Here is a 16,678-nt window from a genome sequence, read left to right on the forward strand (position 1 = left end):
TTACCCCACCCGCACCTTGACGACCACACCGACTTGGGCAAGCCATGGCCTGATGTGAGATCCCCTGGGCGGTACCGCTCCCGGCCGCAGGCTGCGCGGCGTCCCGCAGACCCTCCCCACTCCCCTGTACGCCCGCGCCCACGCCGCCGAGTTGCTGCCGGGGGCCGATGACATGCTGCCGCCCGGCCGGCCCAGCTCGTCCTGGCCGAGGGGGCGCTGATGTACCTCGACCCACCGGGCTGCACGCCGTCCGGCCCCGGGCTCGCGGCTACCGCAGGCGGACCGCGCCGGCCGACGGGGCCGCCGTCGTGATGCGGGGCGGTGCGTAGCCCGCCCCGCGGAAGGCCTCGGTCACCGCCCGGCCCACCTCCGGCTCCGCGTCCGCGTCGATCAGGGCGAGTGCCGAGCCGCCGAACCCGCCGCCCGTCATCCGGGAGCCGTACGCCCCCGCCGCGGTGGCCGCGGAGACGGCGAGGTCGAGCTCCGGGCAGGACACCTCGTAGTCGTCGCGCAGGGAGGCGTGCCCCTCGGTGAGCAGCGGACCGGCCTCCCGCACCCGGCCGGAGCGCAGCAGCTCCACGATCCGTACGACCCGTTCGTTCTCGGTGACGACGTGCCGGACGCGCTTGCGGTGGACGGGGTCGGCGAGGCCCGCCAGGGCATGCTCCAGTCCGTCGTACGGCAGGTCGCGCAGGGCGGGTACGCCGAGCGCGGCGGCCGCCTCGTGGCACGACGCCCGGCGCTGCGCGTACGCCCCGTCGGCCAGGGCGTGCTTGACCCGGGTGTCGATGACGAGCAGGCGCAGGCCCGCCGCCGCGCAGTCGAAGGGGACGTGCCGCTGTTCGAGGCTCCGGGTGTCCAGGTACAGGGCGTGCCCCTCGGTGGCACAGGCCGAGGCCATCTGGTCCATGACCCCGCACGGGACCCCGACGTACGCGTTCTCGGCGCGCCGGGCGAGCGCCGCCAGTTCGGGGCGGGTCGGCGCGAGCCCGTACAGGTCGGTCAGGGCCAGCCCGACGGCCACTTCCAGGGCCGCGGAGGACGAGAGCCCGGCCCCGGTCGGCACCTCGGACCGGACGTGGAGGTCGGCGCCGCCCCCGACCGGAAGGCCCGCGTCCAGCAGCGCCCACACCACCCCCGCCGGGTACGCGGACCAGCTCGCGGCGCCCTGCGGGGGACGCGCCGGATCGATACCGGCGACGTCGAGGGACACCGCGCCCGAGGGGGCGTCGGCCGAGTGGAGCCTGAGGATCCCGTCACCGCGCCGGGCGGCGGCGACCTCCGTGCGCTGCGGCAGCGCGAAGGGCAGGACGAAACCGTCGTTGTAGTCGGTGTGTTCGCCGATCAGGTTCACGCGCCCCGGCGCCGCCCAGACCCCCTCGGGCAGGTACCCGTACAGCTCCCGGAACTCCCGGGCCACCGCGCTCACCGGCTCGCCACCTCGCGCAGGCGCGCGGCCGCGTCCTCGGGCCGGACGTCGTTCATGTAGGCCTCCATGCCGGATTCGGTCCCGGCGAGGTACTTGAGCTTGTCCGCGGTGCGGCGGACCGTGAAGAGCTCCAGGTGGAGCGCGAAGTCTCCGCGCCCGCTCCCCGTCGGCGCCTGGTGCCAGGCGGAGATGTACGGGGTCGGTTCGGGCCGGTCGAAGAGCCGGTCGAAGCGGCGCAGCAGCTCCAGGTAGACGCGGGGGAACTCGGCGCGGGCCGCGTCGCCGAGGGCGGGCAGGTCGGGGACCCGGCGGTTCGGATAGAGGTGGACCTCGTACGGCCAGCGGGCCGCGTACGGAACGAAGGCGGTCCAGTGCTCCCCCTCCAGTACGATCCGCGAGCCGTCGGCGCGTTCGCCGGCCAGGACCTCGTCGAAGAGGTTGCCGCCGGTGCGGGAACGGTGCTCCTCGACGGTGGCCTGCATCCGGGTGGTGCGCGCGGTGACGAACGGGAAGGCGTAGATCTGGCCGTGCGGGTGGGCGAGGGTGACGCCGATCTCGGCGCCCCGGTTCTCGAAGCAGTAGACCTGCCGGACGCCTTCGCGGGCGGACAGTTCGGCGGTGCGGTCGGTCCAGGCGGCGAGCACCAGGGCGGCGCGCTCCTCGTCGAGTTCGGCGAAGGAGGTCAGGTGCTCGGGCGTGAAGCAGATGACCTCGCAGCGGCCGGTGTCCCCGGCGAGGGACGGGAAGCGGTTCTCGAAGACGGCCACCTCGTAGTCGGGCGCCGGGACTTCGCTCGCGCGCCCTCCGATGGAGGGGCACAGGGGGCACTCGTCGGCGGGCGGGTGGTAGGTACGGCCCTGGCGGTGCGAGGCGATGACCACGGGGTCGCCGAGCAGCGGGTCGCGGCGGACCTCAGAGGCGCTCGCGGAGGCGCCGAGGGGACGGGTGTCGGGGAAGGCGCGGGCAGCGCCCCCGTCGGTGTCGTAGTAGAGGATCTCACGGCCGTCGGCGAGACGGGCGCTCGTGCGCTTCACGTGGCGAGCTTCTCTCACTGGAGGGTGACGACCTTGGGGCGTCCGAGGTCGGGCTGGTCGCGCAGCGGCAGTTCGGTGCCGGGGCGCTCGCATTCGAGGACGATGATCTCGTTCTCCCCGGCACGCCAGAGGGGGCCGGGGGCGTAGAGGGTGCGCTGCGGACCGCGCGGGGTGTCGTAGTGGCCGAGGAGGAAACCGTTCAGCCACACCAGGCCGGTGCCCCAGCCCGATACGTCGACGAAGGCGTCGGCCGGGGCATCCGGGGTGTGGAGGTGGCGGTGGAAGGCCGGTCCTCCCTCGGCTGCCGCGCCTGCGGCGGGGTCCCCGGACCAGTCGAGCGCGGTCAGGTCGGTGAGGGGCAGCGGTCGGATCTCCCATTCGAAGAGCTGTTGGTGGCCGTGCCGGACGCCGCGCCAGATGCCCTTGCGGTCGTCGAGGAGCGGCCCGTAGTTGACCCGCCCCTGGGCCCGTACGAGGACGTCGAGGACCACGCCGGCCTCGCCGACGGGCAGGTCGAGGCCCTCGTCGGGCGCGTTGCGGTCGAGGACGCCGAGCGGGACCCCGTCGGCGAAGACGTACGCGCGGTCACCGAGGCCGTCGATCCGGACGGGCATCGCGGGGCGCGGGCCGGTGATCGAGGTGCGGTAGTGGATCAGGCCGTGGCTCTGCCCGAGCCGCTCCATGGACTCGGGCGCGGCGCGCAGCACGGGCGGGCCGGCGAGGCGGTCGAGGCCGGCGAGCAGCACCGCGGTGCCGGCGGGCGCGGCGAGGGCCGGGGTCATGCGGGGCAGCGGCTCGGGCAGCGGTTCGTCGGGCAGGGGCAGGTACTTGCCGATGACCTCGCGGAACGCGTGGAACTTGGGCGTGAGCTCGCCGGCCTCACCGATGGGTGCGTCGTAGTCGTAGCTGGTGACGGTGGGTTCGTAGCCGGGCTCGCCGGGACGCGATCCGGTGTGGTTGGCACCGGCCCAGAAGCCGAAGTTGGTGCCGCCGTGGGCCATGTAGAGGTTGACGGACGCGCCGGTGGCGAGGAGTTCGTCGAGGGAGCCGGCCGCGTCCTCGACCTCGCGGACGTGGTGGTCCTCGCCCCAGTGGTCGAACCAGCCGATCCAGAACTCCATGGCGGCGAGCGGGCCGGTCCGCTGGTAGCGGCGCAGGGCGTCGAGCCGTTCGGCGGGCCGGGCACCGAAGGTGGCGGTGGCGAGGCGGCCGGGGACCATCCCGCCCTGGAGCATGGCGTCCTCGGGACCGTCCGCCGTGAAGAGCAGGCAGTCGACGCCGCGTTCGACGAGTGCCCGCTCCACGTGGGCGCGGTAGCGGACGTCGTCGCCGTACGAGCCGTACTCGTTCTCTATCTGTACGGCCACCACCGGGCCGCCGCGGCTCGCGAGCAGGGGCAGCAGTTCGGGGACCACGGCGTCGAACCAGCCGTCCACCTCGGCCTCGAAGCGCGGGTCGGAGCAGCGAAGGTGGAGGCCGTCGACGGCGAGGAGCCGCGCGGGCAGACCGCCGAAGTCCCATTCGGCGCAGATGTAGGGGCCGGGGCGGACGATGGCGTCGAGGCCGGCGTCCCGGGCCAGGCGCAGGAAGCGGGCGAGGTCGCGCGGGCCGGTGAAGTCCGCCTTGCCGGGGGCCGTCTCGTGGAAGTTCCACGGGACGTACGTGTCGACGGTGTTCACGCCCAGGGCGCGCAGCCGCCGCAGTCTGTCCTCCCACAGGTCCGGGTGGACGCGGAAGTAGTGCAGGGCCCCGGAGACGATGCGGTGGGGCCGGCCTGCGCGCCGGAATCCGTCCTGGTCGTGCGTGAGCATGCGCTGACTCCCGGGAGAGGTCGAGACGGCGTTCGGTGCGGGCGAGAGGTGCGGGCGCCACCGAATATATGAACGTACCGGCCGCACCGTCAATGACCAGTTGATCAGATTCGATCGATTCGATCGAATCAAATGCTTATGATGTCGCTGGGCGCCCCGCACGCACCCGTGCGTACCCGTACGCACCCTCGCGCACCCGTACGTCCCGCGCGTACCCGTACGCTCCGATTCCCGCGCCGGACCGGCCCACCGTGACCGCGCAGACAGCAGGGGGACACTTGAGACCGCACGTAGACCAGCGCCAGGCCCGCGTACTCACCCTCGTCCGGGCGCGCGGCAGCGTGCGCGTGGCGGACCTGGCCCGGGAGCTCGGCATCTCCCCCGTCACGCTGCGGCGGGACATCGAGGCGATGACGGCCCGGGGCGAGATCCAGCGCATGCACGGGGTGATCAGCCGGGTCGACCCGGCGCACGGCCCGGCCGCACACCGGACGGGAGCGCAGGCGACGGCCGCCGCAACCGCCCGGGTCGCCGCGGGCCGCACCGGCGGCGGGGAGGGACTCGTGGTCGGGATGGTGGTGCCGACGACGGAGTACTACTACGCGGACGTCGTCCGCGGCGCCCGCGAAGCGGTCGAGGCGCGCGGCGCCCGGCTGACCGTGGGGCTGACCCGGTACCTGCCGGGCGAGGACCGGACCCAGGCGGACCGGCTGCTGTCGACCGGGGCGCACGGACTGCTGCTGACGCCGAACTGGGAGGCCGGGTCGCCGGGGCCCGAGGAAGGCGCCTGGGCGGCGGAACTCCCGGTCCCGACGGTCCTGGTGGAGCGCTGGGCGCCGCCGGGGCATCCGGCGGCAGCACTGGACCGGGTCGCGTCGGACCACGCCCACGGCGCGGCCCGGGCCGTGCAGCACCTGGCCGGACTGGGCCACCGGCGGATCGCCCTGGCCAGCCGGACCACCCCGACGACGGCACGGCTGCGGGCCGGGTACGAGGCCGCGGTGGCCGCCCTCGGACTGGAGCAGGCCCCGCCGTGGTCCGCGGCCGGACCGGACCCCCTGTCGGAGGCCGACCGCTTCGCCCGGACCCTGGAATACCTGTGCGACGCGGTGACCGGGGGCGGGGTGACCGCGGCACTGATCCACAGCGACACGGACGCGATCATGCTGATCCCCCGGCTCACGGCCCGCGGCGTGCGGGTGCCGGAGGACCTGGCAGTGATCACGTACGACGACGAGGTGGCCGGCATGGCCGACGTACCACTCTCGGCGGTGGCACCCGCGAAGCACGAGGTGGGCGCCCGGGCAGCGGGCCTGCTGCTGGACCGGCTGCTCGCGGACGGGGACCCGGAGGCCGGCCCCCGCCAACACCTGGAACTCCTCCCGAGACTGACCATCCGCCCCTGACGACGCGGCGGCCGCTCCCCCGCAATCGATCGATTCGATCACCCCCTCCCGCCCCACGGGACCGGGGCAGGCCGAAAGGGCGGCGGGGCAAGCCGGGGGCTGACCACGGACGCCACGCATGGAACGGGTTCCCTTCGGTCGGGCGGCAGGCTGCGGACGGCGGGCCAGGGCCGGGGCCGGGGCGTGCCGGGGCGAGAGGCGCCCACTCCAGCCACCCCACGGTGGAGCGGCACCATTCGCCGCCACCGAGGCGGCACACCCGGCGCAGCCTTCGCCCAGAGCGACACCCGCACCGGCACCGGCACCGAAGGGCAGTACGCCGGACGGAGCCGGGAACAGAAGCGCTGGACCGCGGCGGAGGGCAAGAAGGCAGGCGATACGTCCCGGCGGAGGCAGGAAGCAAGCACGAGCGGCGGGCCCTCGCCCGAAGCACCGCGGATCCCCCTCCAGCCCCTCCGGCGATTAGGGCCCGGGGCCCGGGACAGAGCCCTGCAACCCCGCCACACCTCCCACCGCCCCGGGCACAACCACCGAGCCTGGAGCGGCACACCTCGACCCAGGCAGGAAGCGCGAACGGCCGGCCCCGACCGAACCACGAATCCCGAACGGCACACCACTGGCCAGGCAACACGCGCGAACGGCAGGCCCGGTGCCGAAGCCCGAGCCCAGAGCGGCCACCCCGGCAGCCCAGCAGCCCAGGCAACACGCGCAAGCGGCAAGCCCGCGGCCGAAGCACGAGCCCAGAGCGGCACCCCTGCGGCCCAGGCGCCACGCACAAGCGGCAAGCCCGGGACCGACGCACGAGCCCCGAGTGGCGCGCGGCGACCCGGGCAGGCAGCGCGTGAGGTGGGGCGCGGCCGAAGCACGGAACTGGAGCGACACGCCGTGGCCCAGGCCGGGAGCCGGATCCACACACCACAGCAGCGGCAGGGAGGGGCACCTGAGGGGCACCGGAAGGTGCGCCGCCTCGGTCCCGCCGGGCCTTGCGTGCGGGGCGAGCCCCGGCGGGACCGTGGTCGGCCCGGCTATTCGGCCGGAGTTACCGGGGTCCGGCCGCCCTCCAGTTCCTGGAGGTACCGCCGGCCCCGTGCGAGCTGCCCCGCCAACTCGGCCGCCTCGGGGTACCACCGTTTCTCGTACTCCCAGCAGACCCACCCGTCCGCCGGCAGCGAGGCCACCACCTCGGCGAGCGGCAACACCCCTGACCCGAGCCCGACCGGGGCGAGCTCCCGGGCCGAGGCCACGTCCTTCACCTGGACGTAGCCCACGTGTGCCCCGAGCGCCCGCCGCGACTCGGCCGGCGTCTCGCCTCCCAGCCAGGTGTGCAGTACGTCCCACAGCGCACCAACCCCCGGCTGGGCGACCCGGTCCAGCACCCGCGCCACCGCCGCCCCGGTCCGGTGGGAGTCGTGCGTTTCCAGCAGCACCCGTACGCCGTGGCGCTCCGCGTACGGCGCGGTGGCCAGCAGCCGCCGTACGGCGTTGGCATCCGCGGCGGCCGGAGGCAGCTCGGCGCCACCGGCGAAGACCCGTACGTACGGGGCTTCGAGGTCGGAGGCGAGCCGGACCAGCCCGCGCAGGTCGGCGAGGACGCGCTCGTCGGCGCCGGCGGCGGCCACCCGGACGTACCCGGCGACCCCGAGGACACGCACACCCTCCCGGGTGAGGGTCCGCAGCCCGGCGGCGCGCTCGGCGGGCGAACTGTCCGGATGCAGGGGTTCCTCCGCATGGGCCCGCAGTTCGAGGCCGTCGAACCCGTGCGTGGCCGCCAGGCCCGCGCTGCGGTCGAGCGGGGTGCCCGGCACGCCGAGCGTGGAGAAGGCGTACTTCACGGGCGGCTCCCTTCCGTCGGAGGCGGCCCGGTGGAGCCGCGCACCATCAGTTCGGTGGGCAGGGTGGTGAGGCCGCCGGGCGGCAGTGGTCTGCGCCCGGTGACCAGCTGAGCAGCCAGGGTCCCCGCCTCCCGCAGCGGCACCCGGACGGTGGTGAGGGCGGGTGCGGTGTCCACGCAGAACGGCAGGTCGTCGAAACCCGCGACGGACACCTCCTCGGGAATCCGTATCCCCGCGTCCCGCAGGGCGGCGGCGACGCCCGTGGCGACGGTGTCATTGGCGGCGGCGACGGCGGTGAAGTGCTCCCCGCGCCGGAGCAGTTCGCGGGTGGCGTCGAAGCCCGCGGCCCGCTCGAACCCCGCGTGCACCGTGAGCGGGGCACAGGCATCGGCCAGACCCGGGTCATGCCGCGTCAGGGCCGCACGGTGTCCCTCGATGCGCTCCCGGGTGGTGCTGAGCCCCGGAGGTCCGGCGACGTAGGCGATGCGGCGGTGGCCGAGTGCCAGGAGGTGTTCGGCGAGCCGGAAGGCGCCGCCCCGGTCGTCGAACATCACCGTGGCCACGGGCAGGTCGGCCGGAAGCGGCAGCGGGGGGCGCCCGCACAGGACGACGGGAACACCGCCGGCGGCTATGCGTGTGACACGGGCGGCGAGCGCGGCCGCGTGTCCGGGCTCCTCGGCAGCGCCGCCGGTGAGAACGATCCCTCCGGCGCGCTGACCCTCCAGGAGTGCGAGGTAGGCCAGTTCGGCCTCGGGGGCGCCCTGTGTGTTGCAGACGACGGCGAGTCGGCGCCCGTCCGACGGGCCGGCGGGAGCGAGCGCGCTCTGCAGGGAGCTGGCGAGGATCCCGAAGAAGCTGTCCGCGACATCGTGGACGAGCACGCCGACGAGGTCGGAGGTGGCCGCCGCGAGCGCGCGAGCGGGGCCGTTGGCCACATAGCCGAGGTCTTCGACCGCCTGCTCCACCCGGGTCCGCGTGCCCCCGGCCACCGGGTATCCGCCGTTCAGTACGCGAGAGACCGTGGCCGGCGAAACACCCGCCCGCGCCGCAACCTCGGCGAGAGTCACCGCCATGCTGCACCCCTCCTCTATCCGTCCCGGGTCATCGTCTCATCCGGCGTGTGAGTCCATGGTGCCCGATTCAGCAAGCGCTTTCTATCACCCGTACGGGTGTTGCATCAGCAGCGTCACGCGCCATAGCCTGATCGGATAGAAAGCGCTTTCTACGGAGCGCTCACCGAAATCCAGCAAGGAGGGGACACCATGGAGCTCAGGACGATCAAGATCGCCATGAATGGCGTGACGGGCCGCATGGGGTACCGGCAGCATCTCGTCCGGTCCCTGCTCGCTCTGCGCGAGCAAGGCGGGCTGGACCTGGGGGACGGCACGGTGCTGTGGCCGGAGCCGGTCCTCGTGGGGCGCCGGGAGCCCGCGCTGAGGGCCATCGCCGAGCGCCACGGCCTGGAACACGTCAGCACGGACCTGACCGCCGTACTGGCGGACCCCGAGGTCGAGATCTACTTCGACGCGCAGGTCACCGGGGCCCGCGAGTCGGCGGTACGGCAGGCGGTGGCGGCAGGCAAGCACGTGTACTGCGAGAAGCCCACCGCGTTGTCGTTCGCGTCCTCGCTGGAGTTGGCCCGTCTCGCGGCAGCCTCCGGAGTCAAGCACGGCGTGGTCCAGGACAAGCTGTTCCTGCCGGGGTTGCTGAAACTGAAGCGGCTGGTCGAGGGCGGGTTCTTCGGCGAGATCCTTGCCGTTCGGGGCGAGTTCGGCTACTGGGTCTTCGAAGGCGACTGGCAGGCCGCCCAGCGGCCGTCGTGGAACTACCGCGCGCAGGACGGCGGGGGCATCGTCGCCGACATGTTCCCGCACTGGGAATACCTCCTGCACGAGCTCTTCGGCCGTGTGCGTACGGTCCAGGCCCTGACGCGCACCCACATCGGCCGGCGCTGGGATGAGGACGGCAAGCTCTACGAGGCGACGGCCGACGACGCGGCGTACGGCATCTTCGAGCTGGAGGGCGGCGCCGTCGCGCAGATCAACTCCTCCTGGGCCGTTCGGGTCCACCGCGACGAACTGGTGGAGTTCCAGGTGGACGGGACCCACGGGTCGGCCGTGGCCGGCCTGCGCGGATGCCGCGTCCAGCACCGCGCCACCACGCCCAAGCCGGTGTGGAACCCGGATCTGCCGCAGGGCGGCTCCTTCCGCGAGCAATGGCAGGAGGTTCCGGACAACTCCCCCTCGGACAACGGCTTCAAGGTGCAGTGGGAGCTCTTCCTCCGGCATGTCGTGCTCGACGAGCCGTGGCAGTGGGACCTTCTGGCCGGGGCCCGCGGGGTACAGCTTGCCGATCTCGGTCTGCGCTCCTCGGCCGAGGGGCGCCGCCTGTCCGTTCCGGAGGTGGTCCTGTGAGCATCCGACTGCCTTCGGCGGACGGCGGGTTCCGCCTGTACCGGCCGAACCCCGACCCGTTCGCTCCTCTGACGCACGAACCGGCCCGCAGCCGTACGTTCTACGCGGCGGCGCACGTGGTCGCCGATCCACTGGCCGCCTCGGCGGAGGCCGCGCCCGTGGTCGACTGGGAGGCCACGCTGGCCTTCCGGCGCCGCCTCTGGTCCCAGGGCCTCGGGGTCGCCGAGGCCATGGACACGGCGCAGCGCGGCATGGGCCTGGACTGGCCGACCGCGGCGGAGCTGATCCGGCGCTCATCGGCCGAGGCCCGGGCCCAGGGCGGGCGCATCGTCTGCGGCGCGGGTACCGACCAGCTGGAGCCGGGCCGGATCCACTCGCTCGACGCGATCACCAGGGCGTACGAGGAACAGCTCGCGCACACCGAGGCCTGTGGGACGGGGGCTGTCCTGATGGCCTCACGCGCCCTGGCAGGAGCCGCCCGGGGCCCGGAGGACTACCTGGAGGTATACGGCACGTTGCTGAGACAGAGCGCGGCGCCCGTGGTTCTGCACTGGCTGGGGCCGATGTTCGATCCGGAGCTGACCGGCTACTGGGGCAGCGTCGACCTCGACGAGTCCGTGGAGGTCTTCCTGGAGGTCATCGCGGAGTCGCCCGGGAAGGTGGACGGGGTGAAGGTGTCCCTGCTGGACGCGGAGCGGGAGGTGGACATCCGGCGGAGGCTGCCGGCCGGGGTGCGCTGCTACACGGGCGACGACTACCACTATCCGGAGCTGATCGCCGGGGACGGGGAGCTGGCCAGCGACGCGCTGCTGGGGATCTTCGATCCGATCGCCCCGATCGCGGCCCGGGCCGCTCTCGCCCTCGATCGCGACGACCAGGCGGGCTTCCGGGAGCTGCTCGATCCCACGGTCCGCTTGTCGAGACATCTCTTCGCCCCGCCGACGCGCTTCTACAAGACCGGCGTGGTCCTGCTGGCCTGGCTGGCCGGCTACCAGGACCACTTCGGGATGGTGGGCGGGCTCCAGTCCGCCCGCTCGCTCCCCCACCTCGCCACCGCCTACGAGCTGGCGGACGGACTGGGGCTGTTCCCGGATCCCGAGCTCGCCGAAGACCGCATGCGGCGACTGCTCTCGGTGTACGGAGTGACGTCGTGAGCGGGGAGAGGGCGCCGGCCCCGGCACGGTTCAGCCTCAACCAGGAGACGGTCCGCCAGTGGTCGCTGCCCGAGCTCGTCGCCGGGTGCACGGCGGCCGGGGTGGGCGCGGTCGGGCTGTGGCGCGACCCGGTCCGCCGGTTCGGGCTACGGGAGACGGCGAAGCTGGTCGCGGGGGCCGGGCTGCGCGTCAGCACGCTGTGCCGGGGAGGGTTCTTCACCGCCACCGATCCGGCCGGCCGGGCGCTCGCGCTCGACGACAACCGACGGGCCGTGGAAGAGGCGGCAGAGCTGGGCGCCGACACCCTGGTCCTGGTGTCGGGCGGCCTGCCCGCGGGCAACCGCGACCTGCCGGGGGCGAGGCGCCGGATCGTAGAGATCCTCGGCGAGCTCGTCCCCTGGGCCGGAGCGCACGGGGTACGGCTGGGCATCGAACCACTGCATCCGATGTTCGCCTCGGACCGCTGCGTGGTCTCCACGCTGGGACAGGCCCTCGACATCGCCGAGCAGTTCCCGGCCGAGCAGGTGGGCGTGGTGGCCGACTCGTACCACCTCTGGTGGGACGAACGGTTGCCCGCCGAGCTACTGCGGGCGGGCAGGGGCGGGCGCATCGTGTCCGTCCAGGTGGCCGACTGGGTGACACCGCTCCCCGAAGGCGTGCTGCTCGGCCGCGGGCAGCTCGGCGACGGCTCCGTCGATCTGCGGGCGTTCCGCGAGCTGGCCGACACGGCGGGATACCGCGGGCCGGTGGAAGTGGAGATCTTCCACCCCGGGTTGTGGGCCCGGGACGGTACGGAGGTACTGCGGGAGGTGATCGAGCGCTATCGCGAGCACGTCGACTGAGGGGCGCGTGTGAGACGCTCCCCCGGAGGCTGCGGGGAGCACGCTCCGCGCAACGGCGGCTGAGGCTCCCCGGGCGCACCCTGCCGGACCGTTCGGGCGCGCCTCCTCGGGCAACGCACGCAGCACGACTCCCGGTGCGGCTCGCGAGCACAGGACGCCGGCCCGGTTCGCTCGCGTGCTTCGCGGGGCGCGACCCCCGGGCACGGCATGTCGGCCCGAATCGTGGGCAGGGTTCGCGGGCACAGCACGTCGGCCCGGCTTGCGAGCCCCGCCACCCGGGCACAGCAGCTCGGTCCGGCTCGCGGGCACCCCTCCCGGGCGCGGCTCGCGGACCCGGCTCCCGGGTGGCGGTTCGCCGGTGCGGTTCGCGGGTGGGTGGGGAGGGGTGGTCCGGGGGTGGTTCTGGTGCTGGCATAGCGTGCTCAGCATGGATCAGGACCACATGGGCGGGTACGGCGAAGGCGCGGACAGGCGGCGGTTCCTCGCCGTCGCGACGGGGGCGGCCACCGCCGCCGGTCTTGGAACCGTGGCCGGCTGTGGGGACGGCGGCGGGCCCGTGGGCGGGGACCGTGCTGCCGACGGGCAGCGCGGGACGCCTGGCGACGGATCGGCCGCGCCCCGCGGGGCGCCCCCGGCACCCCGGCCGGCCGGGTTCGACGTCACGGCCGAGAACGCCCGGCCGGGCGCGGCCGACTGGCGGATCACCGAGCCCGGGCCGGACCGGGCCATCGAGGGCTTCGCGGACCGGGTGAGTGTCCTGCCCGGCGAGCCCCTCGGGCTCCACGTGTCCACCACCGCGCCCTGGTTCACCGTCTCCGCCTACCGGATGGGCTGGTACGGCGGGGCCAGGGCCCGGCTCGTGTGGCGTTCCGAGGCGCTGCCGGGAACCCGGCAGCCCGAGCGGACGGTGGACGCCGGGACGAGGATGGTGCGGACCCGGTGGGCCCGTACCACCACCGTCGAAACCACGGGCTGGCCCGAGGGCTGCTACCTCCTGCGGCTGGACGCGCAGGGCGGCGACGGGGGCCGGCGCTTCGTGCCGGTGACCGTGCGGTCGGCCGCAACCGCGGGCCGTACGGTCGTGGTCAACGCGGTCGCCACCTGGCAGGCGTACAACCGGTGGGGTGGCTACGGCAGCTATGACGGCCCCAGCGGCGGCTATGCCTCGCGGTCGCTCGCCGTGACCTTCGACCGGCCGTACGCGTACGACGACGGCGCAGGTCTGTTCCTGGTGTACGAGGCCCCGCTGATCGCGCTCGCCGAGCGGCTCGGCATCCCCTTGGCCTACGCGACGACGGTCGATGTGGCCCGGGAGAAGCGCCTGTTGGAGGGGGCGTCGGCGGTGCTCTCCCTCGGGCACGACGAGTACTGGTCCCCGGAGCAGCGGGCCCACATCACGGCGGCCCGCGACGCCGGCACCAACCTCGGGTTCCTGGGCGCGAACTGCTGCTACCGCCGCATCCGCCTGGAGGCTTCGGAGCTGTGGCCCGACCGTACCGTGGTCTGCTACAAGACCTCCTACGCCCAGGATCCCGGCTTCGGCCGGGGCCACCCGGCCACGGCCGACTTCCGCTCGGCGCCCGCACCGGACCCGGAGAGCTCGCTGCTCGGCGTGATGTACGACGGCTACCCGGTGGACGCCCCGTACGTGGTGACCCGCCCGGACCACTGGCTGTTCGAGGGCACCGGGGTACGGGCGGGCGACCGGTTCGCCCACTTGGTCGGGGTGGAGTACGACAAGGTCGACACCGGATTCCCGACGCCCCGCCCGATCGAGATACTCGCCCACTCCCCGGTGGTGTGCGAGGGCCGGCCCAGCCACCAGGACACGGCGTACTACACGGCGCCGGGCGGAGCGGGGGTGTTCGCGACCGGGACAATGCGGTGGGTGGAGGCCCTGGACGCCCGAGGCGACGGCTCGGGCGGCGCCAACCACGGCCCGGACGCACGGGCGGGGGCGCTGACCACCCGGGTGACGGAGAACCTCCTGCGGCACTTCGCCGCGGGCCCGGCGGGCCGGACGCGCCCCGCGCAGGACAACGTCGAAGCGGTGTACGGCAGCGCGTGAACGGCCGGGCGGAGCGCGGGCGTGGGCACTGGGCTGCCGAGGACGCCGGAAGCACCGGCGGGCGCACGGCGGAGGCACCGGGCAGGGGCGTCCGGAAGCGCGGTACACGCTGGACGTCCCCGGACCTGCTGTCTAGGATCGCGATCACGGCATCGCGTGTCGTCACCGACCGGGTGAGGCATGGAGGCGCCGGGACGTGCCTTTCGGAGGCATCCACCCATGGCAGTAGAGCTGAACCACACGATCGTCCACTCCCGTGACAACCGGGAGTCCGCCGAGTTCCTGGCCCGCGTACTCGGCCTCGAGGTCGGGACAGAATGGGGTCCTTTCATCCCCCTCGACCTCGCCAACGGCGTCGTTCTGGACTTCGCGACCATTCCGGCCGGGTCCATCACCCCGCAGCACTACGCGTTCCTCCTGTCCGAGGAGGAGTTCACCGCGTCGTTCGAGCAGATCAAGGCGGCCGGAGTCCCGTACTTCGCCGACCCGCACGGCAAGCACCCCGGCGAGATCAACCACAACGACGGCGGCCGCGGCGTGTACTTCACGGATCCGGCCGGGCACCGCATGGAAATCATCACCCGCCCGTACGGGTATCAGGACGACACGGCCTCCTAGCTCCCCACCCGCCCACAGCCGATCGCGCAGACCGGCGGCGGCGGAAAGCGCCGTGGGGCCGGCTCCCGGAAGGAGCCGGCCCCACGGCGTACGGCACGAGGCGTTCACGTGAATTGGTTCTGGCTCAGGCTGTGTGATCCGTGCACTGTGAGTGACGACTGAACGCCCTGCGACGCCTCGGGAAGTTGCCCTAAAACGAGCAGTGCCAGTATCGGCTGGGCAGACAGTTCGGGGCTGTGAATGAAATCTTGCTCCGGCTGGCGGAGTTGTTGTTCCCGTCGATCGCGGACGTCGCGGTGCTGTCGGTCGAGTGAACATCGCGATAGTGCGTGTTGATGTGCGGTGCACCGCCGCAGGCGCCTCGTGCCCGGGTTGCGGAGCGCGGTCCGCTCAGGTTCATAACTCTTACCTGCGGTTTCCCGCTGATGTTCCGAGTGCGGGGCGAAGGGTCGTACTCCAGTTGCGGGTCCGCCGGTTCGCCTGTCGGACCGCAGGGTGCCCGCGCCGTACGTTCGTCGAGCAGATAGCCGGCCTGACCCGAAGGCACGGCCAGCGGACCGAGCGGCTCCGCTCGACCCTGGCGGCGATCGGTCTCGCCCTGGCGGGCCGGGCCGGATCCCGGCTGGCTGACATCGTTGGTGCGCCAGTCAGCCGCAGCACTGTGCTGCGGCTGGTCGACGCACTTCCCGAGCCGGAAGTGCCCGCTCCGAGGGTGGTCGGCGTCGACGAGTACGCCACCCGCAAGGGCCGGCACTACGGGACCGTCCTCGTGGACGTCGAAACCCGCCGGCCTGTCGACATGCTGCCCGATCGGGAGTCTTCGAGTCTGGCTGCGTGGCTGGCCCTGCGGCCCGGAATTGAGGTGGTCTGCCGGGACCGTGCATCGTTCTTCGCCGAGGGCGCCACCGTCGGCGCCCCGCAGGCCGTGCAGGTCGCGGACCGGTGGCACCTCTGGCACAACCTCAGCGAGGCCGCCGAGCGGAGCATCGCCCAGCACGCCAATACCTGCGCGTCTTGGTCTCTCAGACGACTGAACCGACCGAGACGGGGCCCGACCCCGCAGAGGAGCCGTCCGGCTCGCCATGGCCGACCGGCCACCGGTTCGCCGACCGGACCCGGACCACGCATGCCACGGTCCATGCCCTGGTCAAGGCAGGGCACAGCCGCCGCGCGATCCAGCGGCAGCTCGGCATGACGAACCGAACTGTCAGACGCTACGCGGATGCTGCCACGCCAGAAGACCTCTTCACCGGTCAGTGGCAGACCAGGACCTCGGTCCTCGACGAGGACAAGACCTACCTCGACGACCGCTGGAGCGAAGGTCACACCAACGCCTGGAAACTATGGGAAGAGATCGTCCCACTCGGCTACCAGGGCAGCTACCAGCGCGTTCGCGCCTACCTCCACCAGAAACGTACCTCGCCACGGCCCGTGACCGCCCGGCCGCCCTCGCCCCGGGCCGTCGCCGGATGGATCCTCCGCCGCCCTGAAACTCTCTCCGAGACCGAACACCTCCAGCTGAAGAACGTCCGGGCCAACTGCCCCGAGATCGACGCACTCACCCGGCACGTTCGGTCCTTCGCGACCATGCTCACCGAGCGCCAGGGCCAGCGGCTGCCGGACTGGCTCGATGCCGTCAGACAGGACGAGTTACCCAGCCTCCACACCCTCGCCGCAGGCATCGACCGCGACCGTGATGCCGTCATCGCCGGCCTCACCCTCCCCTGGAGCTCGGGCGTCGTCGAAGGGCACGTCAACCGCATCAAGATGCTCAAGCGCCAGATGTTCGGCCGCGCCGGCTTCCGCCTGCTCCGCAAGCGAGTACTCCTCGCTTCGTGAAGCGTTGTCAGCGCCTGCTGAAATGCCGGCCCAGCACAACCAGCGACTACCAGGAGACGAGCATGGGCACGTGGGGAACCGGACCGTTTGACAGTGATCTCGCTGGAGACTTCACTGACGGTTCAGGGGGCTCGCGCCCCAACAGATCATCCGTGCCCTTGAGTGAGCACTACGGCGAGTCGCAGAATCCGGCCCGCTTCTGGACGGTGGGGACGAAGCCGAGGCAGTTGC

Annotated in this window: 13 protein-coding genes; 8 read left to right on the forward strand and 5 right to left on the reverse strand. The window is 73.1% G+C overall.

Going from position 1 to position 16,678, the window contains the following annotated elements; all coding sequences use genetic code 11:
* Nucleotides 1-268: 268 nt before the first annotated feature.
* The 3 genes from galK to ACFWTC_RS27035 are packed head-to-tail and all read right to left on the reverse strand — an operon-like array spanning nt 269 to nt 4,274.
* On the reverse strand, nt 269-1,429 hold the full coding sequence (galK, locus tag ACFWTC_RS27025) for a galactokinase (protein WP_384074737.1): 1,161 nt from the start codon (nt 1,427-1,429) through the stop codon (nt 269-271).
* Complete coding sequence (gene galT, locus ACFWTC_RS27030) at nt 1,426-2,463, reverse strand: galactose-1-phosphate uridylyltransferase (RefSeq protein ID WP_383931444.1); 1,038 nt, start codon at nt 2,461-2,463, stop codon at nt 1,426-1,428. Before galT ends, galK begins: the two co-directional genes overlap by 4 nt.
* A 14-nt stretch (nt 2,464-2,477) precedes the next feature.
* Nucleotides 2,478-4,274, reverse strand: a complete 1,797-nt coding sequence (locus ACFWTC_RS27035) for a beta-galactosidase family protein (RefSeq protein WP_383931447.1) — start codon at nt 4,272-4,274, stop codon at nt 2,478-2,480.
* A gap of 278 nt (nt 4,275-4,552) precedes the next feature.
* On the opposite strand from ACFWTC_RS27035, the gene ACFWTC_RS27040 reads away from it, so the two are divergent.
* Nucleotides 4,553-5,680 carry a substrate-binding domain-containing protein gene (locus ACFWTC_RS27040; protein ID WP_383931451.1) on the forward strand — a complete coding sequence of 376 codons (1,128 nt, stop codon included), beginning with the start codon at nt 4,553-4,555 and terminating at the stop codon, nt 5,678-5,680.
* 1,025 nt (nt 5,681-6,705) lie between these two features.
* On the opposite strand, the gene ACFWTC_RS27045 is transcribed toward ACFWTC_RS27040, so the two are convergent.
* The gene (locus ACFWTC_RS27045; protein WP_384074740.1) at nt 6,706-7,512 is read right to left on the reverse strand and encodes a sugar phosphate isomerase/epimerase family protein; all 807 of its coding nucleotides are present in this window, start codon (nt 7,510-7,512) and stop codon (nt 6,706-6,708) included.
* Nucleotides 7,509-8,585, reverse strand: a complete 1,077-nt coding sequence (locus ACFWTC_RS27050) for a LacI family DNA-binding transcriptional regulator (protein ID WP_383931457.1) — start codon at nt 8,583-8,585, stop codon at nt 7,509-7,511. The genes ACFWTC_RS27045 and ACFWTC_RS27050 overlap by 4 nt, the downstream gene beginning before the upstream one ends.
* Nucleotides 8,586-8,774: 189 nt before the next feature.
* On the opposite strand from ACFWTC_RS27050, the gene ACFWTC_RS27055 reads away from it, so the two are divergent.
* From ACFWTC_RS27055 to ACFWTC_RS27085, 7 genes are all read left to right on the forward strand, one after another.
* Entirely contained in the window at nt 8,775-9,926 is a 1,152-nt protein-coding gene (locus ACFWTC_RS27055; protein WP_383931462.1) for a Gfo/Idh/MocA family protein, read from the forward strand.
* Nucleotides 9,923-11,080, forward strand: a complete 1,158-nt coding sequence (locus ACFWTC_RS27060; protein WP_384074743.1) for a dihydrodipicolinate synthase family protein — start codon at nt 9,923-9,925, stop codon at nt 11,078-11,080. Before ACFWTC_RS27055 ends, ACFWTC_RS27060 begins: the two co-directional genes overlap by 4 nt.
* Nucleotides 11,077-11,922 (forward strand): sugar phosphate isomerase/epimerase family protein, encoded by an 846-nt coding sequence (locus ACFWTC_RS27065; protein ID WP_383931465.1) that lies wholly within the window; start codon nt 11,077-11,079, stop codon nt 11,920-11,922. Before ACFWTC_RS27060 ends, ACFWTC_RS27065 begins: the two co-directional genes overlap by 4 nt.
* Nucleotides 11,923-12,349: 427 nt before the next feature.
* Complete coding sequence (locus ACFWTC_RS27070) at nt 12,350-13,990, forward strand: N,N-dimethylformamidase beta subunit family domain-containing protein (RefSeq protein ID WP_384074746.1); 1,641 nt, start codon at nt 12,350-12,352, stop codon at nt 13,988-13,990.
* A 219-nt stretch (nt 13,991-14,209) separates the two neighbouring features.
* Nucleotides 14,210-14,608, forward strand: a complete 399-nt coding sequence (locus ACFWTC_RS27075; RefSeq protein WP_383931467.1) for a VOC family protein — start codon at nt 14,210-14,212, stop codon at nt 14,606-14,608.
* A 337-nt stretch (nt 14,609-14,945) separates the two neighbouring features.
* Nucleotides 14,946-15,803 (forward strand): ISL3 family transposase, encoded by an 858-nt coding sequence (locus ACFWTC_RS27080; RefSeq protein WP_384074751.1) that lies wholly within the window; start codon nt 14,946-14,948, stop codon nt 15,801-15,803.
* The gene (locus ACFWTC_RS27085) at nt 15,800-16,447 is read left to right on the forward strand and encodes a transposase (protein WP_383933178.1); all 648 of its coding nucleotides are present in this window, start codon (nt 15,800-15,802) and stop codon (nt 16,445-16,447) included. Before ACFWTC_RS27080 ends, ACFWTC_RS27085 begins: the two co-directional genes overlap by 4 nt.
* The last annotated feature ends 231 nt before the right edge of the window (nt 16,448-16,678 follow it).

It is taken from the genome of Streptomyces sp. NPDC058619 (genome assembly GCF_042717785.1).
Taxonomy (GTDB): Bacteria; Actinomycetota; Actinomycetes; order Streptomycetales; family Streptomycetaceae; genus Streptomyces.